Annotated in this window: 16 protein-coding genes, 1 tRNA gene and 1 pseudogene; 2 read left to right on the top strand and 16 right to left on the bottom strand. The window is 63.9% G+C overall.

Annotated elements, in window-relative coordinates; translation table 11 throughout:
* The 9 genes from GGR39_RS09225 to GGR39_RS09185 all read right to left on the bottom strand — a co-directional run.
* The coding region (locus GGR39_RS09225) for a transposase (RefSeq protein ID WP_484549387.1) at positions 1-184 on the bottom strand (184 nt) is incomplete at its 3' end.
* A 491-nt stretch (positions 185-675) separates the two neighbouring features.
* Positions 676-2,928: a xanthine dehydrogenase family protein molybdopterin-binding subunit gene (locus tag GGR39_RS09220; RefSeq protein WP_183616833.1), complete on the bottom strand. Its 2,253-nt coding sequence runs from the start codon at positions 2,926-2,928 to the stop codon at positions 676-678.
* Between the two features lie 11 nt (positions 2,929-2,939).
* Complete coding sequence (locus GGR39_RS09215) at positions 2,940-3,956, bottom strand: FAD binding domain-containing protein (protein WP_183616832.1); 1,017 nt, start codon at positions 3,954-3,956, stop codon at positions 2,940-2,942.
* Complete coding sequence (locus tag GGR39_RS09210) at positions 3,953-4,486, bottom strand: (2Fe-2S)-binding protein (protein WP_058735299.1); 534 nt, start codon at positions 4,484-4,486, stop codon at positions 3,953-3,955. Before GGR39_RS09210 ends, GGR39_RS09215 begins: the two co-directional genes overlap by 4 nt.
* The gene (locus GGR39_RS09205) at positions 4,483-5,565 is read right to left on the bottom strand and encodes a catalase family protein (RefSeq protein ID WP_183616831.1); all 1,083 of its coding nucleotides are present in this window, start codon (positions 5,563-5,565) and stop codon (positions 4,483-4,485) included. Before GGR39_RS09205 ends, GGR39_RS09210 begins: the two co-directional genes overlap by 4 nt.
* Positions 5,566-5,594: 29 nt before the next feature.
* The gene (locus GGR39_RS09200) at positions 5,595-6,698 is read right to left on the bottom strand and encodes an L-dopachrome tautomerase-related protein (RefSeq protein ID WP_183616830.1); all 1,104 of its coding nucleotides are present in this window, start codon (positions 6,696-6,698) and stop codon (positions 5,595-5,597) included.
* 93 nt (positions 6,699-6,791) lie between these two features.
* A complete protein-coding gene (locus GGR39_RS09195; RefSeq protein WP_058735296.1) occupies positions 6,792-7,157 on the bottom strand; it encodes a hypothetical protein in 366 nt (121 codons plus the stop codon).
* 263 nt (positions 7,158-7,420) lie between these two features.
* Positions 7,421-8,503 carry a catalase family protein gene (locus GGR39_RS09190; protein ID WP_183616829.1) on the bottom strand — a complete coding sequence of 361 codons (1,083 nt, stop codon included), beginning with the start codon at positions 8,501-8,503 and terminating at the stop codon, positions 7,421-7,423.
* Positions 8,504-8,560: 57 nt separating this feature from the next.
* On the bottom strand, positions 8,561-9,685 hold the full coding sequence (locus GGR39_RS09185) for an alpha/beta hydrolase (protein WP_246388546.1): 1,125 nt from the start codon (positions 9,683-9,685) through the stop codon (positions 8,561-8,563).
* Between the two features lie 122 nt (positions 9,686-9,807).
* On the opposite strand from GGR39_RS09185, the gene GGR39_RS09180 reads away from it, so the two are divergent.
* Complete coding sequence (locus tag GGR39_RS09180; RefSeq protein ID WP_183616827.1) at positions 9,808-10,566, top strand: Crp/Fnr family transcriptional regulator; 759 nt, start codon at positions 9,808-9,810, stop codon at positions 10,564-10,566.
* 484 nt (positions 10,567-11,050) lie between these two features.
* Here the strand turns inward: GGR39_RS09180 and GGR39_RS17220 are convergent.
* The 7 genes and pseudogenes from GGR39_RS17220 to infA form a co-directional block, all read right to left on the bottom strand.
* Positions 11,051-11,410 (bottom strand): annotated as a pseudogene (locus GGR39_RS17220) (tyrosine-type recombinase/integrase); the annotation flags it as partial.
* On the bottom strand, positions 11,364-11,501 hold the full coding sequence (locus GGR39_RS09175; RefSeq protein ID WP_343055843.1) for an Arm DNA-binding domain-containing protein: 138 nt from the start codon (positions 11,499-11,501) through the stop codon (positions 11,364-11,366). The gene GGR39_RS09175 and the pseudogene GGR39_RS17220, both read right to left, overlap by 47 nt.
* Before the next feature lie 223 nt (positions 11,502-11,724).
* Positions 11,725-11,800: transfer RNA gene (locus GGR39_RS09170), tRNA-Phe, on the bottom strand.
* A 95-nt stretch (positions 11,801-11,895) separates the two neighbouring features.
* A complete protein-coding gene (gene yacG / locus GGR39_RS09165) occupies positions 11,896-12,063 on the bottom strand; it encodes a DNA gyrase inhibitor YacG (protein ID WP_082667903.1) in 168 nt (55 codons plus the stop codon).
* Positions 12,060-13,034, bottom strand: a complete 975-nt coding sequence (locus tag GGR39_RS09160) for an Rne/Rng family ribonuclease (protein WP_183616825.1) — start codon at positions 13,032-13,034, stop codon at positions 12,060-12,062. Before GGR39_RS09160 ends, yacG begins: the two co-directional genes overlap by 4 nt.
* Positions 13,027-13,650, bottom strand: coding sequence for a Maf family protein (locus GGR39_RS09155; protein ID WP_183616824.1), 624 nt, complete (start codon positions 13,648-13,650; stop codon positions 13,027-13,029). Before GGR39_RS09155 ends, GGR39_RS09160 begins: the two co-directional genes overlap by 8 nt.
* Positions 13,651-13,669: 19 nt before the next feature.
* Positions 13,670-13,915, bottom strand: coding sequence for a translation initiation factor IF-1 (gene infA / locus GGR39_RS09150; protein WP_058735963.1), 246 nt, complete (start codon positions 13,913-13,915; stop codon positions 13,670-13,672).
* Between the two features lie 208 nt (positions 13,916-14,123).
* Between infA and GGR39_RS09145 the strand changes: the two genes are divergently transcribed.
* Entirely contained in the window at positions 14,124-16,781 is a 2,658-nt protein-coding gene (locus tag GGR39_RS09145; RefSeq protein WP_246388544.1) for a TonB-dependent receptor, read from the top strand.
* The last annotated feature ends 46 nt before the right edge of the window (positions 16,782-16,827 follow it).

Here is a 16,827-nt window from a genome sequence, read left to right as displayed (position 1 = left end):
GCATCAGCTCGGGGTCGATCGAAGGGCGACCGATCGCGCTGTAAAAGCCGCGCAGGTGCTCGCGCATGCCCGACAGGTCCACGAACCGGTCGATCGCCCGCAGCAGATGATCGGCGGGGACATGCCGATCCAGGCTGAACTCGTAGAACAGGGCCTCCTGCGCCACCCGGCGCTCGCCCATCATGGCTTGCCATCCTTCAGCATCCTAATGCTGAATCAGACCCTTACCCCAAGTGCAAGCCCGACTTTTTCAACACAATCTCCCACACCCGGTCGTAGGACATCACACGTGATTCGTGGATGACGCATAGCTTTCGGTTCGCTCGACGCTCTTTTTCGGTAGTCCGCTCGGATGAAAAAACCTGATCACGACTTGGCGCGCGGGCTGGGGTAAAACAGCTCTCGTCTAGTGCAACTTGTTATTCGAATCGCTTGTCGTCTCAGAGATACGGGGGGCTGTGAGGGCTCAAATATTTGCAGCGGACGGTTGGAGGGTATCGGCGCGGGTACCGGGGCACAGAGGCCGATCCAAATCACTTCTGTACATAGGGAGAAAGGCCAAAGTCGATTCCTCTTCTGCCGCTTGATTTCTTGGCCGCTCGTGAATATCGCTTTCAGAAGAGGCCAATATGCTATTGCGTAACTTACAGAACAAAAGTCAGTATGCTAACACTTTCATCCCATCAGCTTGTCGATGGTGATGGGAAGTGAGCGCACGCGCGTTCCCGTTGCGTGATAGATGGCGTTTGCGACGGCGGCAGCCGTTCCCACGATACCGATCTCGCCAAGGCCTTTGACGCCCAGCGGAGTGACTTCGGCATCGGGCTCGTCGACGAAGATGACCTCGATGTCGTGAATGTCGGCCTGCGCGGGGATGTGATACTCGGCGAAGCTGTGGTTCATCCATCGGCCTAGCCGCGCGTCGGCGAAGGTCTCTTCGTGCAGGGCCATGCCGATGCCCATCGTCACCCCACCCAGGATCTGGCTGCGCGCGGTCTTGGGATTGATGATGCGCCCGGCGGCGACGGCGTTGACGATGCGGGTGACGCGGACCTGGTTCAGCTCCTCGTCGACGCGCACTTCGCAGAAGATCGCGCTGTGGGTATTGCGCGACTTCTGCGCCATCGAGATCATGCCGCCAATGCCCGGAGAGGCGGTTTCCTCCGCTTCGATCACGGTGAATTCGGAGGCGCGCATCACCTCGGTCAGCGCCAACGGCTGGCCGCCCGCATCCTTGCGCCGGATCGTGCCTTCGACAAACTCGACATCCTCGAACTTGGCATCACCCAGCGGTTTGCTATCCATCTTGCCGGCGGCCTTGAACAGCTTCTTGGCGATGGTCTCGCACGCCAACTGCACCGCCGCGCCGGTGGACGCTGCGCCCCAGGAGCCGCCTTCGACAGGCGCGGTCGGCAAGTCGCTGTCGCCAAGCTTGGCGGTGATCTGCTCGGGGGCGACGCCCAGCGTGTCGGCGGCGACCTGGACCATGACCGTGTAGGTTCCGGTGCCGATGTCGGAGGTGGCGCAGGCGACTTCGAGGTGACCGTTGGCGTTCAACTTGGCCGAGGCGGACGTCTTGGAGAACTGCGCATCCCACATGCCGGTTGCCACGCCCCAGCCGATCAGCTCCCGACCTTCCTTCATCGAGCGCGGTTCGGGGCTGCGCTGGTCCCAGTCGAAGCGTTCCGCGCCCTCACGATAGGCTTCGCGCAGGGCCTTTGAGGTGAACGGCGTCTGGTTCATGCCGTCCACTTCGGAGTAGTTGATCAGCCGGAATTCAAGCGGATCGACCTTCGCCTTGTAGGCCATTTCGTCGATCGCAATCTCGAACAGGGTCATCCCGGTCGCCGCGCCGGGGGCGCGCATGTCCGCCGAGGTGTAGGTGTCGCGCGGGGCGATCGCGTACTCGCCATGTATGTTGGGGCTGGCGTAGTTCATCATGCCCCAGGTGACGATGTCCTCCATGTTGTTCTCGAACCGTGAGGTCGAGGTGGTGGCATCGCCCATGATCGACGTCAGCTTGCCGGTGTGCTCTGCGCCCAGCTTGACGGTGTAGGTGCACTCTGGACGATATCCATGCGTGAACATCTGCGCGCGGGTCATAACCACGCGCACCGAGCGCTCGAGGTGGATCGTCGCCATCGTCGCGACCTGTACCTGCCATTGCGGGCGCAGACCCGAGCCGAATCCACCGCCGACATAAGCATTGACCACGCGCACGTTCTTTTTGCCCAGGCCGAACGCGCTGGCGAGATAGGCCTGCACGCCTTGGCTGCCCTGGTTCTTATCGTAGACGGTGACCTTGCCGTCGCCGTGCCACTCGACGGTGGTGGCGTGCATCTCCATCGGGTTGTGGTGTTCGGGCGCAAGGTGATAGGTCGCTTCGTGGCTCACCGCGGCTTCGTTGAAGGCGGCCTGCGCATCGCCGCGGCTCTTGGGCGGGTGATAGTTGTTGCGCCGGCTGCCGGGCTTGGGAAGGAACTTCTCGGCCAGCGAAGCTTCGAAGTCGATGTTGTGCGCCTCTCCCTCGTAGGTGACCTCGAGGAGGCTGGCGGCGAAGCGCGCGGCCTCGAACGTCTCGGCGACCACAACCGCGATGGGTTGGCCGGCGAACAGGATCTGGGCATCGTGGAAGGCCTTGAACGGCTCACCCGGGATCGACAGCTCGTCCTTCCAGCTGCGGTCGAGCCAGGCTTGCTTGGGCCGGTTGGCGTGGCTGAGGATGTCGACCACTCCGGGAACCGCGCGCGCGGCCGCTTCGTCGATGGCCGTGATCTTGCCCTTTGCGATGCGGCTCGACACGGTGACGCCATAAAGCAGATTGGCGACATTGTACTCGGCGGCATAGGGCGCCGCGCCAGTGACCTTGTCGACGCCGTCGACCCGCGACAGGGGGGTGCCGATGCCGATCTTGGTGGATGCGTTCATGGGTCTGTTCCTCAGGCGATGCGCTTGTCGGTCTGCGATTGCGGCGTGCGCGCGGCGGCTTGGCCAAGCGCCCGCACGACAACGCGGCGCGCCAGTTCGATCTTGAAGTCGTTCTTGCCCCGGCCGATCGCGCCCCGGAGTACCGCGTCGGCGACGGCCTGGAACACGCTCTCGCCCGGCTGTTCCCCAATAAGCAGGCGTTCGGCTTCGGGCTGTCGCCAGGGCTTGTGCGCGACGCCGCCGAGTGCGACGCGGCACTCGGCGATGCGGCCATCATCTCCCAGTCGCATTGCAACCGCCGCGGACACCAGAGCGAAGGCATAGGACAGCCGATCACGCAGTTTGAGGTACGTGTAGTTGGTGGCAAAACTGTCTTCGGGCAGATCGATGGCAGTGACCAGCTCGCCCGGTTGTAGCGTGTTGTCGCGGGACGGTTCGTCGCCGGGCAGGCGGTGGTAGTCGGCGAAGGGGATCGTGCGATCGCCTGCCGACCCGCTCACCTGCACTTGCGCGTCTAGCGCTGCCAACGCCACGCACATGTCGGAGGGGTGCGTGGCGATGCACTGCTCGCTGGTGCCTAGGATCGCGTGGATGCGGTTGACGCCGCCGATTGCGCCGCAACCCTCGCCGGGGTTGCGCTTGTTGCACGGCGTGTCGACGTCGTAGAAGTAATAGCACCGGGTGCGCTGGTTGAGGTTGCCGCCGTTGGTCGCGGCATTGCGCAACTGCGGCGAGGCGCCGGCCAGGATCGCGGAGGCCAACAGCGGATAGCGCTCCTGTACGCGGCTGTCATAGGCAGTGTCGTTGTTGGTGACGAGCGCGCCCAGCCGCAGCCCGCCGCCGTCAAGCTCCTCAATCCGGTTCAAGGGCAAGCGGTTGATGTCGACCACCTGCAAGGGCCGTGCGACATTCTCCTTCATCAGGTCGACCAGGTTGGTGCCGCCGGCGAGATAGGCGGTGTGCGTGCCGGCACCAGCCTGCAGCGCCTCGGCGACTGCGGTCGGCCGCGCGTAATCGAAGCGGATCATTCGCTCTTCTCCGTCCCCAGCACCTCGAGCACGGCGTCGGCAATATTAGGATAAGCGCCGCAGCGGCAAAGGTTGCCGCTCATCTGCTCGCGCACATCCTCGCGGTTTTTCGCATGACCTTCGTTGATAAGGCCTTGCGCCGAGCAGATCTGGCCAGGCGTGCAATAACCGCATTGAAATGCGTCATGCTCGATGAAGGCGGCTTGCAGCGGGTGAAGGTCGCCGGGCTGACCCAGCCCCTCGATCGTCGTTACATCGTGCCCGTCGAGCGTGACCGCAAGCTTCAGGCACGAGTTCATCCGCTTCCCATCGATCAGTACGGTGCAGGCGCCGCACTGGCCGTGGTCGCAGCCCTTCTTGCTGCCGGTGAGGTCGAGCGTGTCGCGCAGCAGGTCCAGCAAGGTGGTCCACGGCGAGACATGAAGGTGCCGCGCTTCGCCATTCAGCGTGAACGCCAGCGGAATGCTCCCAATGGGTTCGGAGGCGACGCGGGCACCAGAGGCGCGATCGAGAGTGACGGCTTCGTTCATGCAGGAATGTCCTCGATGCGAGCAGTATTGGCTTCGACCACGCCATTCTCTCGGTGGCGAAAGGTGCTGAGTACCTGGTAGACCTGCAACCTTGCGCGCATCACCGATCCAAGCGGGCGATGCGCTGCCAGGCTATGCGCCGGGCGGAAGGTCATGACTTCGTCGAAGTAGCGCACCCGCTCTGGCGAGTAGGCCTGCTGGCGTGGGAGACGGATGGTGGCGACGGTGCGGTACTGGCTGTCCTGCGCCGGCCACTCGACCGAGGCGTCCTCTATCGGCTGGGTCTTGGCATTGGCCCAGAGTTGCACGCGCAGTTCGAAGACGACGTCATGTTCATCGAAGAACGCCACCGCGGCGTGGCGGAACCCGTCTTCGTCTTGATGGGGATCGAGCTGCCAGTTGCGCAGGCCATCCTGGTAGGTCGAGGCGGGGAACGCGGCGACTTTGGCCACGTAGTCGCCCCAGCGCAGCGGCGCCTGGCTGAAGTAGCTGTCGCCCAGCGGATGGCTGAACGGATGACCGAAGAAGTCCGCCAACGCGCTCGGCGATGCCACGGTGCCGAGCACTTTGTTGAGGTTGCGCGCCAGACTAGACACCGAGCTCTTAGCGGTCTCGGGCAAGCCGGTCGCCTTGCCGATCACCGTGCCGTCGCGCAGGAACCCCTTGGCGGTGCCGGAGGGGAAAGTCGGCCCGGTCGCCAGCACGAAGTCCTGCTTATCGGCGTCATGGCCGGGTAGCTTCTCGCCCTCGACGCCGAACACCTTGATCGACATGCCGCGGTGGGTCGAGACGCGGTCGCCCAGCGTCTCGCCGGGACCTTGCGCGAACCGGACCGCGACATCGTAGCTGCCGCTACGTGCGAACAGGCCCTGCGCCAGTTCGGGCGGAAGGTCGTCCGGGATCGTCAGCGTGCCGATGGCACAAGCGGTGCTCTTGGCGTGGCTGGCGCGCACGGCGTGGTGCTCGCGCTTTTCGACCATCTCGGACTGCTGGGTCATGCCCTGGATGATGCCGTCGATCGTCGCCTGCTCGTCCTCGTCAGGCTGTTCGATGTCGGGGCTGTAGTGCAAGTAAGTCATGGGTCGCGTCTCGCATGTAAGTGCAGGGATCAGCGCGCGGCCGCGAAGGAGAACAGTTCCGTGCGGATCGACGGCGGCGCTCCAGGCTTGAACCACATGGTGTCCTGGATGTGGCTGGCGGTGACGTAGATCTTTCCGTCCGGCCCTTCCGCGAAGGTATCGGGCCAGCGCAGCCGTGGGTCGGTCAGCACCGTCTCCAGCAAGCTGCCGCGTAGCCGCTTGATCGAGTAGTCGGTGGGCGAGGTGACGTAGAGCACGCCCGCCTTGCTCATCCATAAGCCATCGGCGACCTGGCTCTGCGCGACCGTCGCCACGGAGGACCGGCGCTGGGCATCCTCGACGTCGCGGGCCAGCAGCCGGGTGTCGATGGAGTAGAGCGTCTTGCCGGTCAGCGCTTGATAGTAGAGCGTCTGCCCGTCCTTGCTGATCGCAATGCCGTCGGCGGCGAACATCGGCTGGCGCCCGTCGGGCCGGCGCAGCGGCTGGCCGTCAAGGGCGACGGCGACCGTCTTGTCGACTTGTGTCGAGAAATGCCCGTCAAGCGCGCGCCAGCTCTCGCCACTGTCCAGATCGACGACTATGATCGCTCCGCGCGTCCCGCTGTCGGTGATGTAGCCCATCTTGCCATCGGGCGAGAAGCGGATGTCGTTGAGGTATGTCCCTTGCAGCGCGACATCCTCCGGCACGGGGATGATCTTGGTGACTTGGTTGGTCTTGAGGTCGATCTTCACCAGCTTGGGCGCGCCGGGTAGGATCTTTTCGTTGCCGGGCGCTCCGGGATCGACGACCCACAAGTTGCCCTGGCCGTCCGGCACGATCGACTGGACGCACACGAAGTGGTTTCCCACCGGCAGCTCATTCGCCTTGGCGTTGCTCCAGGCGTTCCAGTTGGCGTCAGGGTAGGGGCGCAACGAGCCGTCCTTCATCACCTCGGCGACCGAGATCGGCGCGTCGTCGGTCCAGCGCGGGAAGTTGACGAAGCGGCGACCGTCGGCCGCTACCGCCACGCCTGTCGCCTGGTGTTCGAACTGCGCCACCTGGGTTAGCGGCGAGGCGGCACGCTGGGCGGAGGCGGCGGTGGCGCAAAGCGCGGCGAGGCTGGCGAAACCGGCCAGCAGGGCGCTCTTGGTCATGGGCATCCTCTCTTGGTTCAATGGTTCGATCGTCTGAGGCATCTGGTCGTGACGGTTGCATAACTCCTTGGATTGCAAAGAGTTGTCGGCAGATCAGTTTGACCTGCGAAAAAGAATTGCGCGCGCCTGCCGCCGCACAAGCCCGGCCGCGCCGCCGAAGACAAGATGAGAGGCATAGCCGTAGATCGTGGTTTTCAGATCCGCCTTCCATGGTGCCTTACCAAGACCAACCGCAGACACCGCTGCCTCGTCGAGCAGGGTCGCCGCAGCGATGCCGAAGGCGCCGCCGTAACCGGTCGTGACTGCTGGCCGGAACTTGGCCGCAACGGCATAGGCGGCTCCCAGTCCAAGCCCGGGGGCATAGTGGACGGCCTGACCCGCCAGGGGCTTGTCGGCGTCCGGAACCTCGGCACCCGTCGCCGCCCTGCTCTGTTGCCGGTTCGCTATCCTCGTCTTCATCGTCAGAAGACGACAGCGCGGCAACCGCCGCCTGGAGGCGATCCATCGCGAAGGACGCGCCCGCGATCAGGCCGACCACCACGCCGAACACGATCCTCGCGGCGATGAAGGGGTATCAAGGTGCTCGTCGATCATAAACCGCTCCAACGGCCCGCTACGATTGCGACAGCACCGTCGGCAGCGCCCGGGGATTTTCGCGCGGGGGACGTGGCTTGGCGGCGTGGCCGATGGCTTTGATCATGGTCGTATCATTGGTAAGGCCGTCAGCCCTGGGCTTGGGTGGGCTCATGATAGGGGCAGCCGTTCACCCGGGCGCGAAAGTCCGCGGAGTGGCGGTAGGGCTCATTTCGGGCCCGGTTGATGTTGCCGAGCGGCTGATGCGCGGCGAGCCCGGTCCAGACGCTGAAGCGGATCTCTTCGTTGATCCGCCGGACGAGCGTCGGATCCCAGCTATCCTGGATCGCTGCACGCACGATGCCGACGCGTTGGAACGGTGCTTCCTCTTCATCCCACTCGACGGTCGGATCCTCGATCGGTTGGCGTTCCAGATCGCGGCACAGCTGGACGCGAAACTCCCATTCGGCGCCCGTGCTGCGCATCTCGCGGCGCACTTCATCCCGGATCGCGTTGTCGCGACCGTCGATATCGATGATCCGGCCAGTAAGCGCGGTCATGGACGGCGCCAGTGGCGCAAGGCTGAACTTGGCGATGTACTCGCCGAACCGGAACGGCGTGACGCTGTAATAGGTCTCGCCCAAAGGCTCGACGTTCGGTGCTCCACCGATGGAGTTGATCGCGGCACTTTCGATGCCGACCGTCTCCAATGCGCCGCGTACCCCACGCAGCACGGCTGAAACGACTTTCTTGGTGCTTTCCAGCTTGTCGGTGGTCTTGGCGAGCAGTTTCAGATTACCCAGGAATTGCTCCGCGGTCTTGGCCTGGAAGACGGTGCCATTCACCATCACGAAGTCTTGCGCGGTCCCGTCCGAGCCGGGGAGGCGCTCTCCGACCACGGCCAGCACCTTCATCGCCAGGCCACGTGGCAGGCTGACGGCATCTGGCAGGATGTCGCCAGCGTTCGTCGACATGCGGATCAGCACCTTGTGCGTGCCGGCCTGCGCAAAGAGCCCCTGTGCGAGTTCCGGCGGGAGCCCGCTATCGATCGTTAGCTCTCCATCCAGCACGCCGTGCGACTTGGCATGCACCGAGCGGACGGCGTGGCCATAATCCTGCGTGGTGGTTTCCAGGATCGTGTCGAAGGCGGTGCAGATTTCGCCGATGGTCTCGCGTTCGCCCGCTTGGACTTGTTCGACGCCGGGTTGGTACATAACAGGAGCTTGGGGCATGGTATCCTCACGGCATGGGTGGTGGTGGAGAGGAACGATCCCCCCCACTCGTCGGCATCAGCGCTTTTTGGGCGCCGCGGCAAAGGCGGCCTTAAGCCTGGTGACGGCCAGATCGTTCGCGTCCTTGGCCCCGCGCACCACCTTGGCCATTCCAAAGAACTCGTGCGTCACGCCGGGGAAGGTGCGCTGCTCCACCTTGTCGCCGGCCGCGCGCATGGCCGCAGCCAGGGTCTCGCCATCGGACCGCAGGGGATCGATCTGGGCATTGATGATGGTAGTGGGCGGCAATCCACGCAGGTTGGCGGCTACCAAGTTAAGGCGCGGATCCTGCGCGTCCGTCTTGGTCTTCATGTAGTAGTTGCCGAACCAGTTCAGCATCGCGCCGTTCAGCGGCTTGGCGTTCGCCGAGTCCCTGCGAGAGGGCAGGGTCATGCTGCTGTTCGCGATGGGGTAGACCGATACGACGTGGACGGGCGCGGTCAGCCCGTTGTCGCGTGCGTAGATCGCGGTGGCGACCGCCAGGTTGCCGCCGGCGCTTTCGCCCGCAAGCGCGATTCTGGCAGGGTCACCGCCCCAGCTGGCCGCGTTCTGCAGGGTCCAGCTATAGGCCGCTGCGGCGTCTTCGTGCTGCGCGGGGAACTTGAACTCGGGCGCGTGGCGATATTCGACCGAGACGACGACCGCGTTCAGTGCCTTGGACATTGCGCGAGGGGCGGCGTCGTACGTATCCACATCCGCGATCACCCAGCCACCGCCATGATAGTACACGATCACCGGCATCGGAGCGCCGCCGGCACGCGCGGCCGCCGGCTTGTAGATCCGTGCGAACTGCTTGGGGTCGCTGCCGTAAGGCACATCCTGCGTTGTCACCGCCGGATCGGGCGCGGTCGACATGCCCTTCTTCGCCATTACCGCCTTCGCCCCGTCTGCTGCGGACGGCTGCAACCGCGCTTCGGCCGGGGTGAGCGTCTCGATCGGCTTGCCGCCCAGTCCGGCGAGGGCGTCCAGCACCATCTGCATGTCTGGCGCGGCTTTGGGGGGCCGGGTGTTGACCGCTGGGGGCGGCGGCGGCGGGGCGTTGGTCGAGGGTGCCGACTGGGCGGACGCCGTGCTTGCGATTGACAATGCAACGGCCAACGCCGTCGCGCCGCCGAAGAGCGCGTGCTTGAGGGATCGGGTCAAGGGAAACTCCTGTTGCTTTGATCTAAGCAACATTCGGATCGGCGGTCGGTTTCGGTACGGTACCGGGCATAATTTGAATCAGTTGCCTCAATGTGGCGGCGAAAAGACTAAAGGCTGGCATCATGGATGACGATGTCCTCGCACTCTCCTCGGCCCAGAGGCCCGATCGCCGTGTGAGTCAGACGAACAACTTCCTGCTACAAAATTTGTCGGCACAGGATTTTGCGCTGCTGCAGCCTCATCTGGAATCGGTCAGGATCGAAGTGGGCGAGGTCATCGCGCGGACCGGTGACTCGATCGAAAGCATCTGCTTTTTCGAAGGCGCGGTGGCAGGTATCCTAGATTCGCTGGATCAAGAGCATCGCTTCGCAATCGGATTGGTCGGGCAGGAAGGCTTCGTGGGCTGGCCGTTGCTCCTGGGCAGCCGCTTGTGGCCCCATGATGTCGTCATGCGGGCGGAAGAGGCCGAGGCGTGGCGCTTGCCCGCGCCGGCCCTTCTGCAAGCCGTGAGCACTAGCGCAAGCTTGCAGGCGACGTTGCTGCGTTTCACCAATGTTTTCATGATCCAGATGAGCCGCACGATCATCTCGTCGCTGGCCCACACCGTCGAGCGGCGCATGGCGCGATGGATCCTGCTGTACCACGATCGCGTCCAGACCGATGAAATCGCCATGACGCACGAGGAGTTCCGGCTGATGCTGGGCGTTCGAAGATCGAGCGTCACGGATGCGCTGCGGCGTCTGATGGACGAGCGGGCCGTTCTCACCACCCGAGGCAAGATCATCGTCCTGGACCGGAGTAAGCTCGTGGAACTGAGCGGGGCAACCTATGGCAGCGCCGAAAGCGAGTATCGCCGCCTTATTATCAACCGCCCTGATTAAATTTGAAATCAAGTAGCGCCGTCAAATTAGCAATCCAGAGGTTTTCGAAAATTACATCCCACAGCGCCACGGGCCGAACGATGGCGAATAAAAAACGTCGTAATATTGACGAGTCATCGATAGCTAATCGACCAATAATCTGATGCATGGCGATGCTGACTGTGTAGTCAAGAGTGAAGTGGCCTTCAATGAATCTAGGTCGGTTCGCGGACAAATCGCGCGCGCTTGATGGATTAACCAGATACCGCCAGACGGGCCGAAGACACGATTATCGGGAATGCGGACAAGATCGCCGGATGTAGTCTCGAGCAGTACCAAATATCTCCTCTTGCGCCAGCCTCGTATGGTTGGTCACGGCCACGAGCACGTGAGCTCGATGAACCAGCCGGCGCCTATATCTACGCAAGGGTTTCGCCGGCAAACAGTGTTGCTTCATTGCGGTCAGTGGAGCTCGCAAGAGCTCGCAAACCGGACGCACGGCAGCTTACCGCGTCTTCCTACCTGATCCCGGACTTATCCCCCTCGTCCAACAGACCGGCTGCTCAAACCGGGCTTTTTTTGCTGGCGCGGGCGGGGTCTGTCTGGGCCGCTTTGGCGGCGTCCCCCTCAATTCGACTACACGATTGCCATTGTCACGCACACGATCCAGGTAATCTGACCAGAACTGCATCATGCGCACGCGTTCCGCCCAGTGTTCGCCTCTAAGGTAGGCCCAGCGAACATCGTCGCTTTCCATATGTGCAAGCTGCCGCTCGATTGCGTCCGGATGCCACTTGCGCGATTCGTTGAGCAAGCTGCTAGCCGTTGCGCGGAAGCCATGCCCGGTCACCTCCTCTTTGGAATAGGGCCATGGTCCCGCGCTTACCCTCATGACGGTAGTCCAAACGCCAGTACCGACCTCCACTCGGCAGCACGAGCAGGTAGAGCCCGTGCATGTCGGCAACCTTGTACGACTTAGCTTCAGGCTTGATCCTGCGGATCGTGGCATCGGTGAGCATGACGGTATATGCTCCGCGTTGCAGTGGCTTATACCGTCAATGTACCGTCAATACCGTCAGATGCCAACGGATCGTAGCGGCTCGTGGTGGATCTTATACCGTCAGAAATGCGAGAATTCAGCCATTTCTGGACGTTTGTGAATCACCGCGGAGGAGGCGATGGTGCCCGGGGACGGAATCGAACCGCCGACACCATGATTTTCAGTCATGTGCTCTACCAACTGAGCTACCCGGGCGTCGCTTCGGCGGCGGCCTGTGAGGACCGGCGAGCGATGGAGCGGTGCCTATGGCGAAGGCGATCCACCTTGGCAAGCCCCCAATTGCGTCTGCATCAATCCTCGTCCGAATTGGCTGGGGGCGCAGCGCGTCCGGGAATGGAATAGCCTTCCTCCAGCCATTGCATCAGATCCCGGTCACGGCAGCGTGAGGAACAGAAAGGGCTGAATTCGGCGCTGCGTGGTTTGCGGCAGACCGGACAGGGGCGTTCGGGGCGAGTCATGACGAGATTGCCTGAGCGAAGCCGCCCAGCAGCGCAAGTCCTGGTTGCGCCTGCCAGGTGATGGCACGGCCGGTTCGCCTCGCCGCTTCCTCGCGCCATGATGGTGTCACTGCGGCTATGACCGGCGCATTCGCCACCGCAAGGATGGCTCCAGGTGCTGAAACGTCCTCCACCCGCCTCAGCAAGAGCAGGGCGGCGGCCGTTACCGGGTCTTGCTGAACCGTTGCCAGGATCGAGGGACGCTCCAAGCGTGCGACAAGTTGCACGAAGCCGAACCCGTTGATCGCGGTGCGTTGGTGCGGCCACTGTGCGAGGGCGCCTGCCAGGGCATCGTCCAGGCGGCGTCTATCGTCTTTCGAATCGAGGCTGGGAAAATCGATTCCGATCGAGCCGGCCAAGTCGAGGCGGCGGATCGTCGCGGCCACGGCGGGAATCGCCGCCATGGCCAGTTGCGGCGGGGGCAGTGTTCCGTCGACATCGATAAGCGTCATCGCCGGAGTGGGGCTGACCGTCAGGCTACCGCTAGAAAAGGAGGCGAGACCATCCGCAGCCTCACCGATGATTTCGGGCCATGGGTCTGCAGTGAAGCGCCGGACGACGCGCACGGCGTTTCCACCGGCGCGCAATTTGTCCGAAAGCGAGGGTGCAGGGCGCGGGGTGGCCGTGGCGGGGCGCGCCTGGGCGCGTTTGTAGCGGCCTTTCTCGGCCATGGCCGCACGCGTGACTTGCAAGCGGATCAGCGCACCCTCCTGCGCGTCCTTCGCAAGACCGTCGACCAAGGCCTCTTCCCCGGTGGCGAACAAGGCTGTACCCCGGCGAGAGCCGGCAGCGCGGGCGATAAGCCGTGCGTCTTCGATCAGTCCGGCCGCCAGCTTCCCGGGCCGCTGCAATCGCGCGGCCAGGACTTCACCATGCTCGACCAGGATGGCGCGATCCTCGCCGATTCCCTGCTCGATCAGCCACTCAGGCAATCGGGAACCCGGCTGCGCGCAACAGGGCGCGCGTCTCGAACAGAGGTAGCCCGACGACACCGGAGTGGCTGCCGGAAATCCAGGCGATCAGGCCTTCCGCCGCGCCCTGGATGGCATAGCCACCGGATTTGCCCTCCCACTCGCCGCTGGCGAGGTAGGCTTCGATCTCCTCGGCGCTCAGCGCTTTGAAGCGGACGACGGTTTCCGACAAGCGATCATGCAACGAACCGTCCGGGCTTCTCAGCACGATGGCGGAGAGCACGCGGTGGCGCCGGCCCGACAGCAGCTTGATGCAGGCACGCGCGGTGGCAAGGTCTTCGGCCTTGGGCAAAATGCGGCGACCCACTGCGACGACGGTGTCGCCTGCGAGGACGTGGGCGTCGTCGGCGTGAATGGCGGCGGCTTTCTCGCGCGCCATGCGGCTAGCATAGGCGCGGGGCTCTTCCTGCGTGGCCGGTGTCTCATCGATATCGGCTGCGGTGACGGCGTGGGGAGTGATCCCAAGCCGGGCGAGCAGTTCCCGCCGCCGCGGGCTGGCCGAGCCCAAGATCAGGCGCGGACCGGGGATGGCCGGATCGGCGATACTGGATGCAGCATCCACCGGGAGCGCCGTCATGACAGGAGGGCTGGCCGGATCAGTAAGAGCCAGGACCGCCGCGACCCGGCATGAAGCGGTAGGTGATACGGCCCTTGGTCAGATCGTAGGGGGTCAGTTCCACCAGAACCTCATCACCCACCAGCACGCGAATACGGTTCTTGCGCATCTTGCCGGCAGTGTGGCCCAGGATTTCGTGGCCGTTTTCCAGTTCCACCCGGAACATCGCGTTGGGCAGCAGCTCGACCACCTTGCCGCGCATCTCGAGGAGTTCTTCTTTCGCCATCGGCGATCAGTTTCCGTTTTTCATGTTCATCATCGGGCCGCGACATAGCTACGCAGTGTGCAAAAGGAAAGCGCTGTGGAGGAACTCTATCAAAATAGGGAACTTCCTGACTGCTGCGACAATTTGGTGCAGTCCGCGGCTTGTCGAAGCGAGGCACCTACCGCCAGGGCTGATCCTGCACATCGCGTAATTCATCCGGAGAACTCACTTGCGTTCGCTTCTTACTGTCTCGCTCCTCGCCGGGTGCAGCCCGATCGCCGCCATGGCGCAGGAGGCGGTTCAGGTTACGCCCCCCGCCGCCCAATCCGGGACGGAGGATGATGACGAGGATCAACTGCAAAGCGGGGTGGATGCCTCGGGCGACATCGTGGTCGTCGCCAATCGCATCAAGGGCGAGATCCAGGTGGCGCAGCAGCCGATCGCCGTCTTCGACGAGGAAGAGATCGCGGCTTACGGCGTGACCTCGATCAGTGACCTGCTGGACGCAATTTCCCCGCAGACCGGCAGCGGCCGTGGACGCGGCGATGGCCGCCCGGTGATCCTGCTGAACGGCGCGCGTATCTCCAGCTTCCGAGAACTGCGCTCCATTCCGCCAGAGGCGATCCGCCGGCTGCAGGTGCTGCCAGAGGAAGTGGCGCTGCGGTTCGGTTATCCGCCGAACCAGCGCGTGGTGAATATCATTCTCAAGGACAAGTTCCAAAGCAAGCAGGCGTCCGGCGAGTTCAATTATCCCACGCGCGGCGGCTATTCGGATGCCGAGTTGGAAGCCAGCACCTTCCGCGTGGATGGACAGCGCCGCACGACGATAGAGACGAAGGTGACCAACACCTCGATCCTGACTGAAGCCGAACGCAAGGTTATCCAGCAGGCCGGCACCCTGCCGACTGTGGCGGGTGATCCCAATCCCGCCGACTTTCGCAGCCTAGCCGCGTCCAGCCGCGTCGTCACGCTGGGCGGCACATCGGCGATGGGGTTGGGCAAGGACGGTATCGGTGGTTCGCTGACCGTAAACGGCGCGTACACCCGAACCGATACCAAGTCGCTTTCAGGACTGGATATCGCAACGCTGACCGCGCCGGACGGCAGCCCGGTGGTGCGCAGCTTCCCCGATCCACTGCGCACCCGCGTAGCTTCGGACGCGTTCCAGGCTGGGCTGGGCTATAACAAGCCACTTGGCAGTTGGAACCTGACCGGCACGCTGGACACCAGCTACACCGAGGCGACGACGAAGGTCGATCGCCGTCGAAACCTGACGGCAGCGCAACTTGCCGGCCTGCCGCTGAGCGGAGCTCTGCCCGATCTGGCCGATCCCGGGTTCGACACCGCTCGGTCAAAGGACCTGTCCGCCTCCTCGCTGATCACGCTTGCCGGCAATCTCTTCAAAATGCCGGCGGGGCAGGTCGCCACGACGGTGCGCGCAGGCTTCGATTACAGCCGCAGCGTCAACGCGGATACGCGCAACGCGCTGGGCTCGGTGAAGCTGACGCGCGGCGACGCATCCGCCGGCGTGAACTTGGCTCTGCCGCTCACCAGCAAGCGCGAGAATGTGCTGGGTGCGCTGGGCGACTGGACGCTCAATCTCAGTGGTGGCGTCAATCACCTGTCCGACTTCGGCACACTCAAGGACTGGAGCGCAGGCCTGACGTGGAGCCCGACCAGCAAGCTGAACTTCCAGGCGAGCTACATCGTCAACGAAGCCGCCCCTTCGCTCAGCCAGTTGGGCGCGCCGCAGGTGCTGACGCTGAACGTGCCGGTGTACGATTTCGCACGTGGCGACAACGCGCTGGTGACGGTCATCTCCGGCGGCAACCGCGATCTCGTCGCCGAGCGGCAGCGGGATGTGAAGCTGGCCATGAATTGGCAGCTGCCGTTCCTGGAGCGGTCCAACTTCGTGATCGAGTATTTCCGCAACCGATCCACCGATGTCACGCAATCCTTCCCGCTACTGACTCCGGCAATCGAAGCGGCGTTCCCTGGTCGAGTGATCCGCGATGCCTCCGGCGCGCTGATCTCGATAGACCGCAGGCCGGTGACGTTTGACCAGATCGCCAGCTCGCGAATGCGCTGGGGCCTCACTTTCGGCGGCAAGCTGGGCGGCAGCGATGCGGCTCGTGGCGAGGGTGGAGATCGCCGTGGCGGCGCTGGCGGTCGCGGCGGCACGATGGGTATGTTGGGCCAGGCTCTGCGAGGCCCGGAAGGAAAGGACGGCCCACCCCCTCCGCCACCTCCAGCCAACGCCAAGGCAGGGGAGGCGGGGCGCAATGGCCCTGGTGCCGATCCGGCCGGTCCTCCTCGCGGTGAGCCAGGTGGCGGTCCCCGTGGTGGGCCCGATGGTCCGGGTGGCCCGGGTGGTCCCGGCGGGCCAGGTGGCTTTGGTGGGCGCGGCGGACGTTGGAACCTGGCCGTGTTCCATGTTTGGCGCTTCACCGATACCGTGCGTGTGGCGCCCGGCTCCGCAGAACTGAACCAGCTGGACGGCAACGCTATCACTGCGGGCGGCGTGCCCCGACATGCGATAGAGTTCGAAGGCGGCGTCTTCAAGAACGGCTACGGCCTGCGCCTGAAGGGAGATTGGAACGCGCCCGCACGGGTTGTCGGCTCCGGCCTGCCGGGTGGTTCCGATCTGCGGTTCGGCAGTGTCCTGAACCTGGACCTGCGCATGTTCGTGAACCTGGGACAGCAGGAGTCGCTGGTGGAGAAGGTGCCGTTCTTCAAGAATGCGCGTTTGTCCTTCACGGTGGACAACCTGTTGGATCAGCGCCAGCGTGTGACCGATCAGAACGGAAATGTGCCACTGGCCTATCAGGCCGCCTTCCGCGATCCGCAGGGGCGGGTGATTGGGCTGGACTTCCGCAAGATGTTCTAAGGCCGCGATACGCCGGGATCATGTGATCCCGGTGGGCAGTTCCCTT

Origin of the sequence: Novosphingobium fluoreni, assembly GCF_014196615.1 — a bacterium.
Lineage (GTDB): Bacteria > Pseudomonadota > Alphaproteobacteria > Sphingomonadales > Sphingomonadaceae > Novosphingobium > Novosphingobium fluoreni.
Note: the sequence above shows the minus strand (reverse complement) of the source record. Positions and strands in the feature narration are given on the sequence as shown.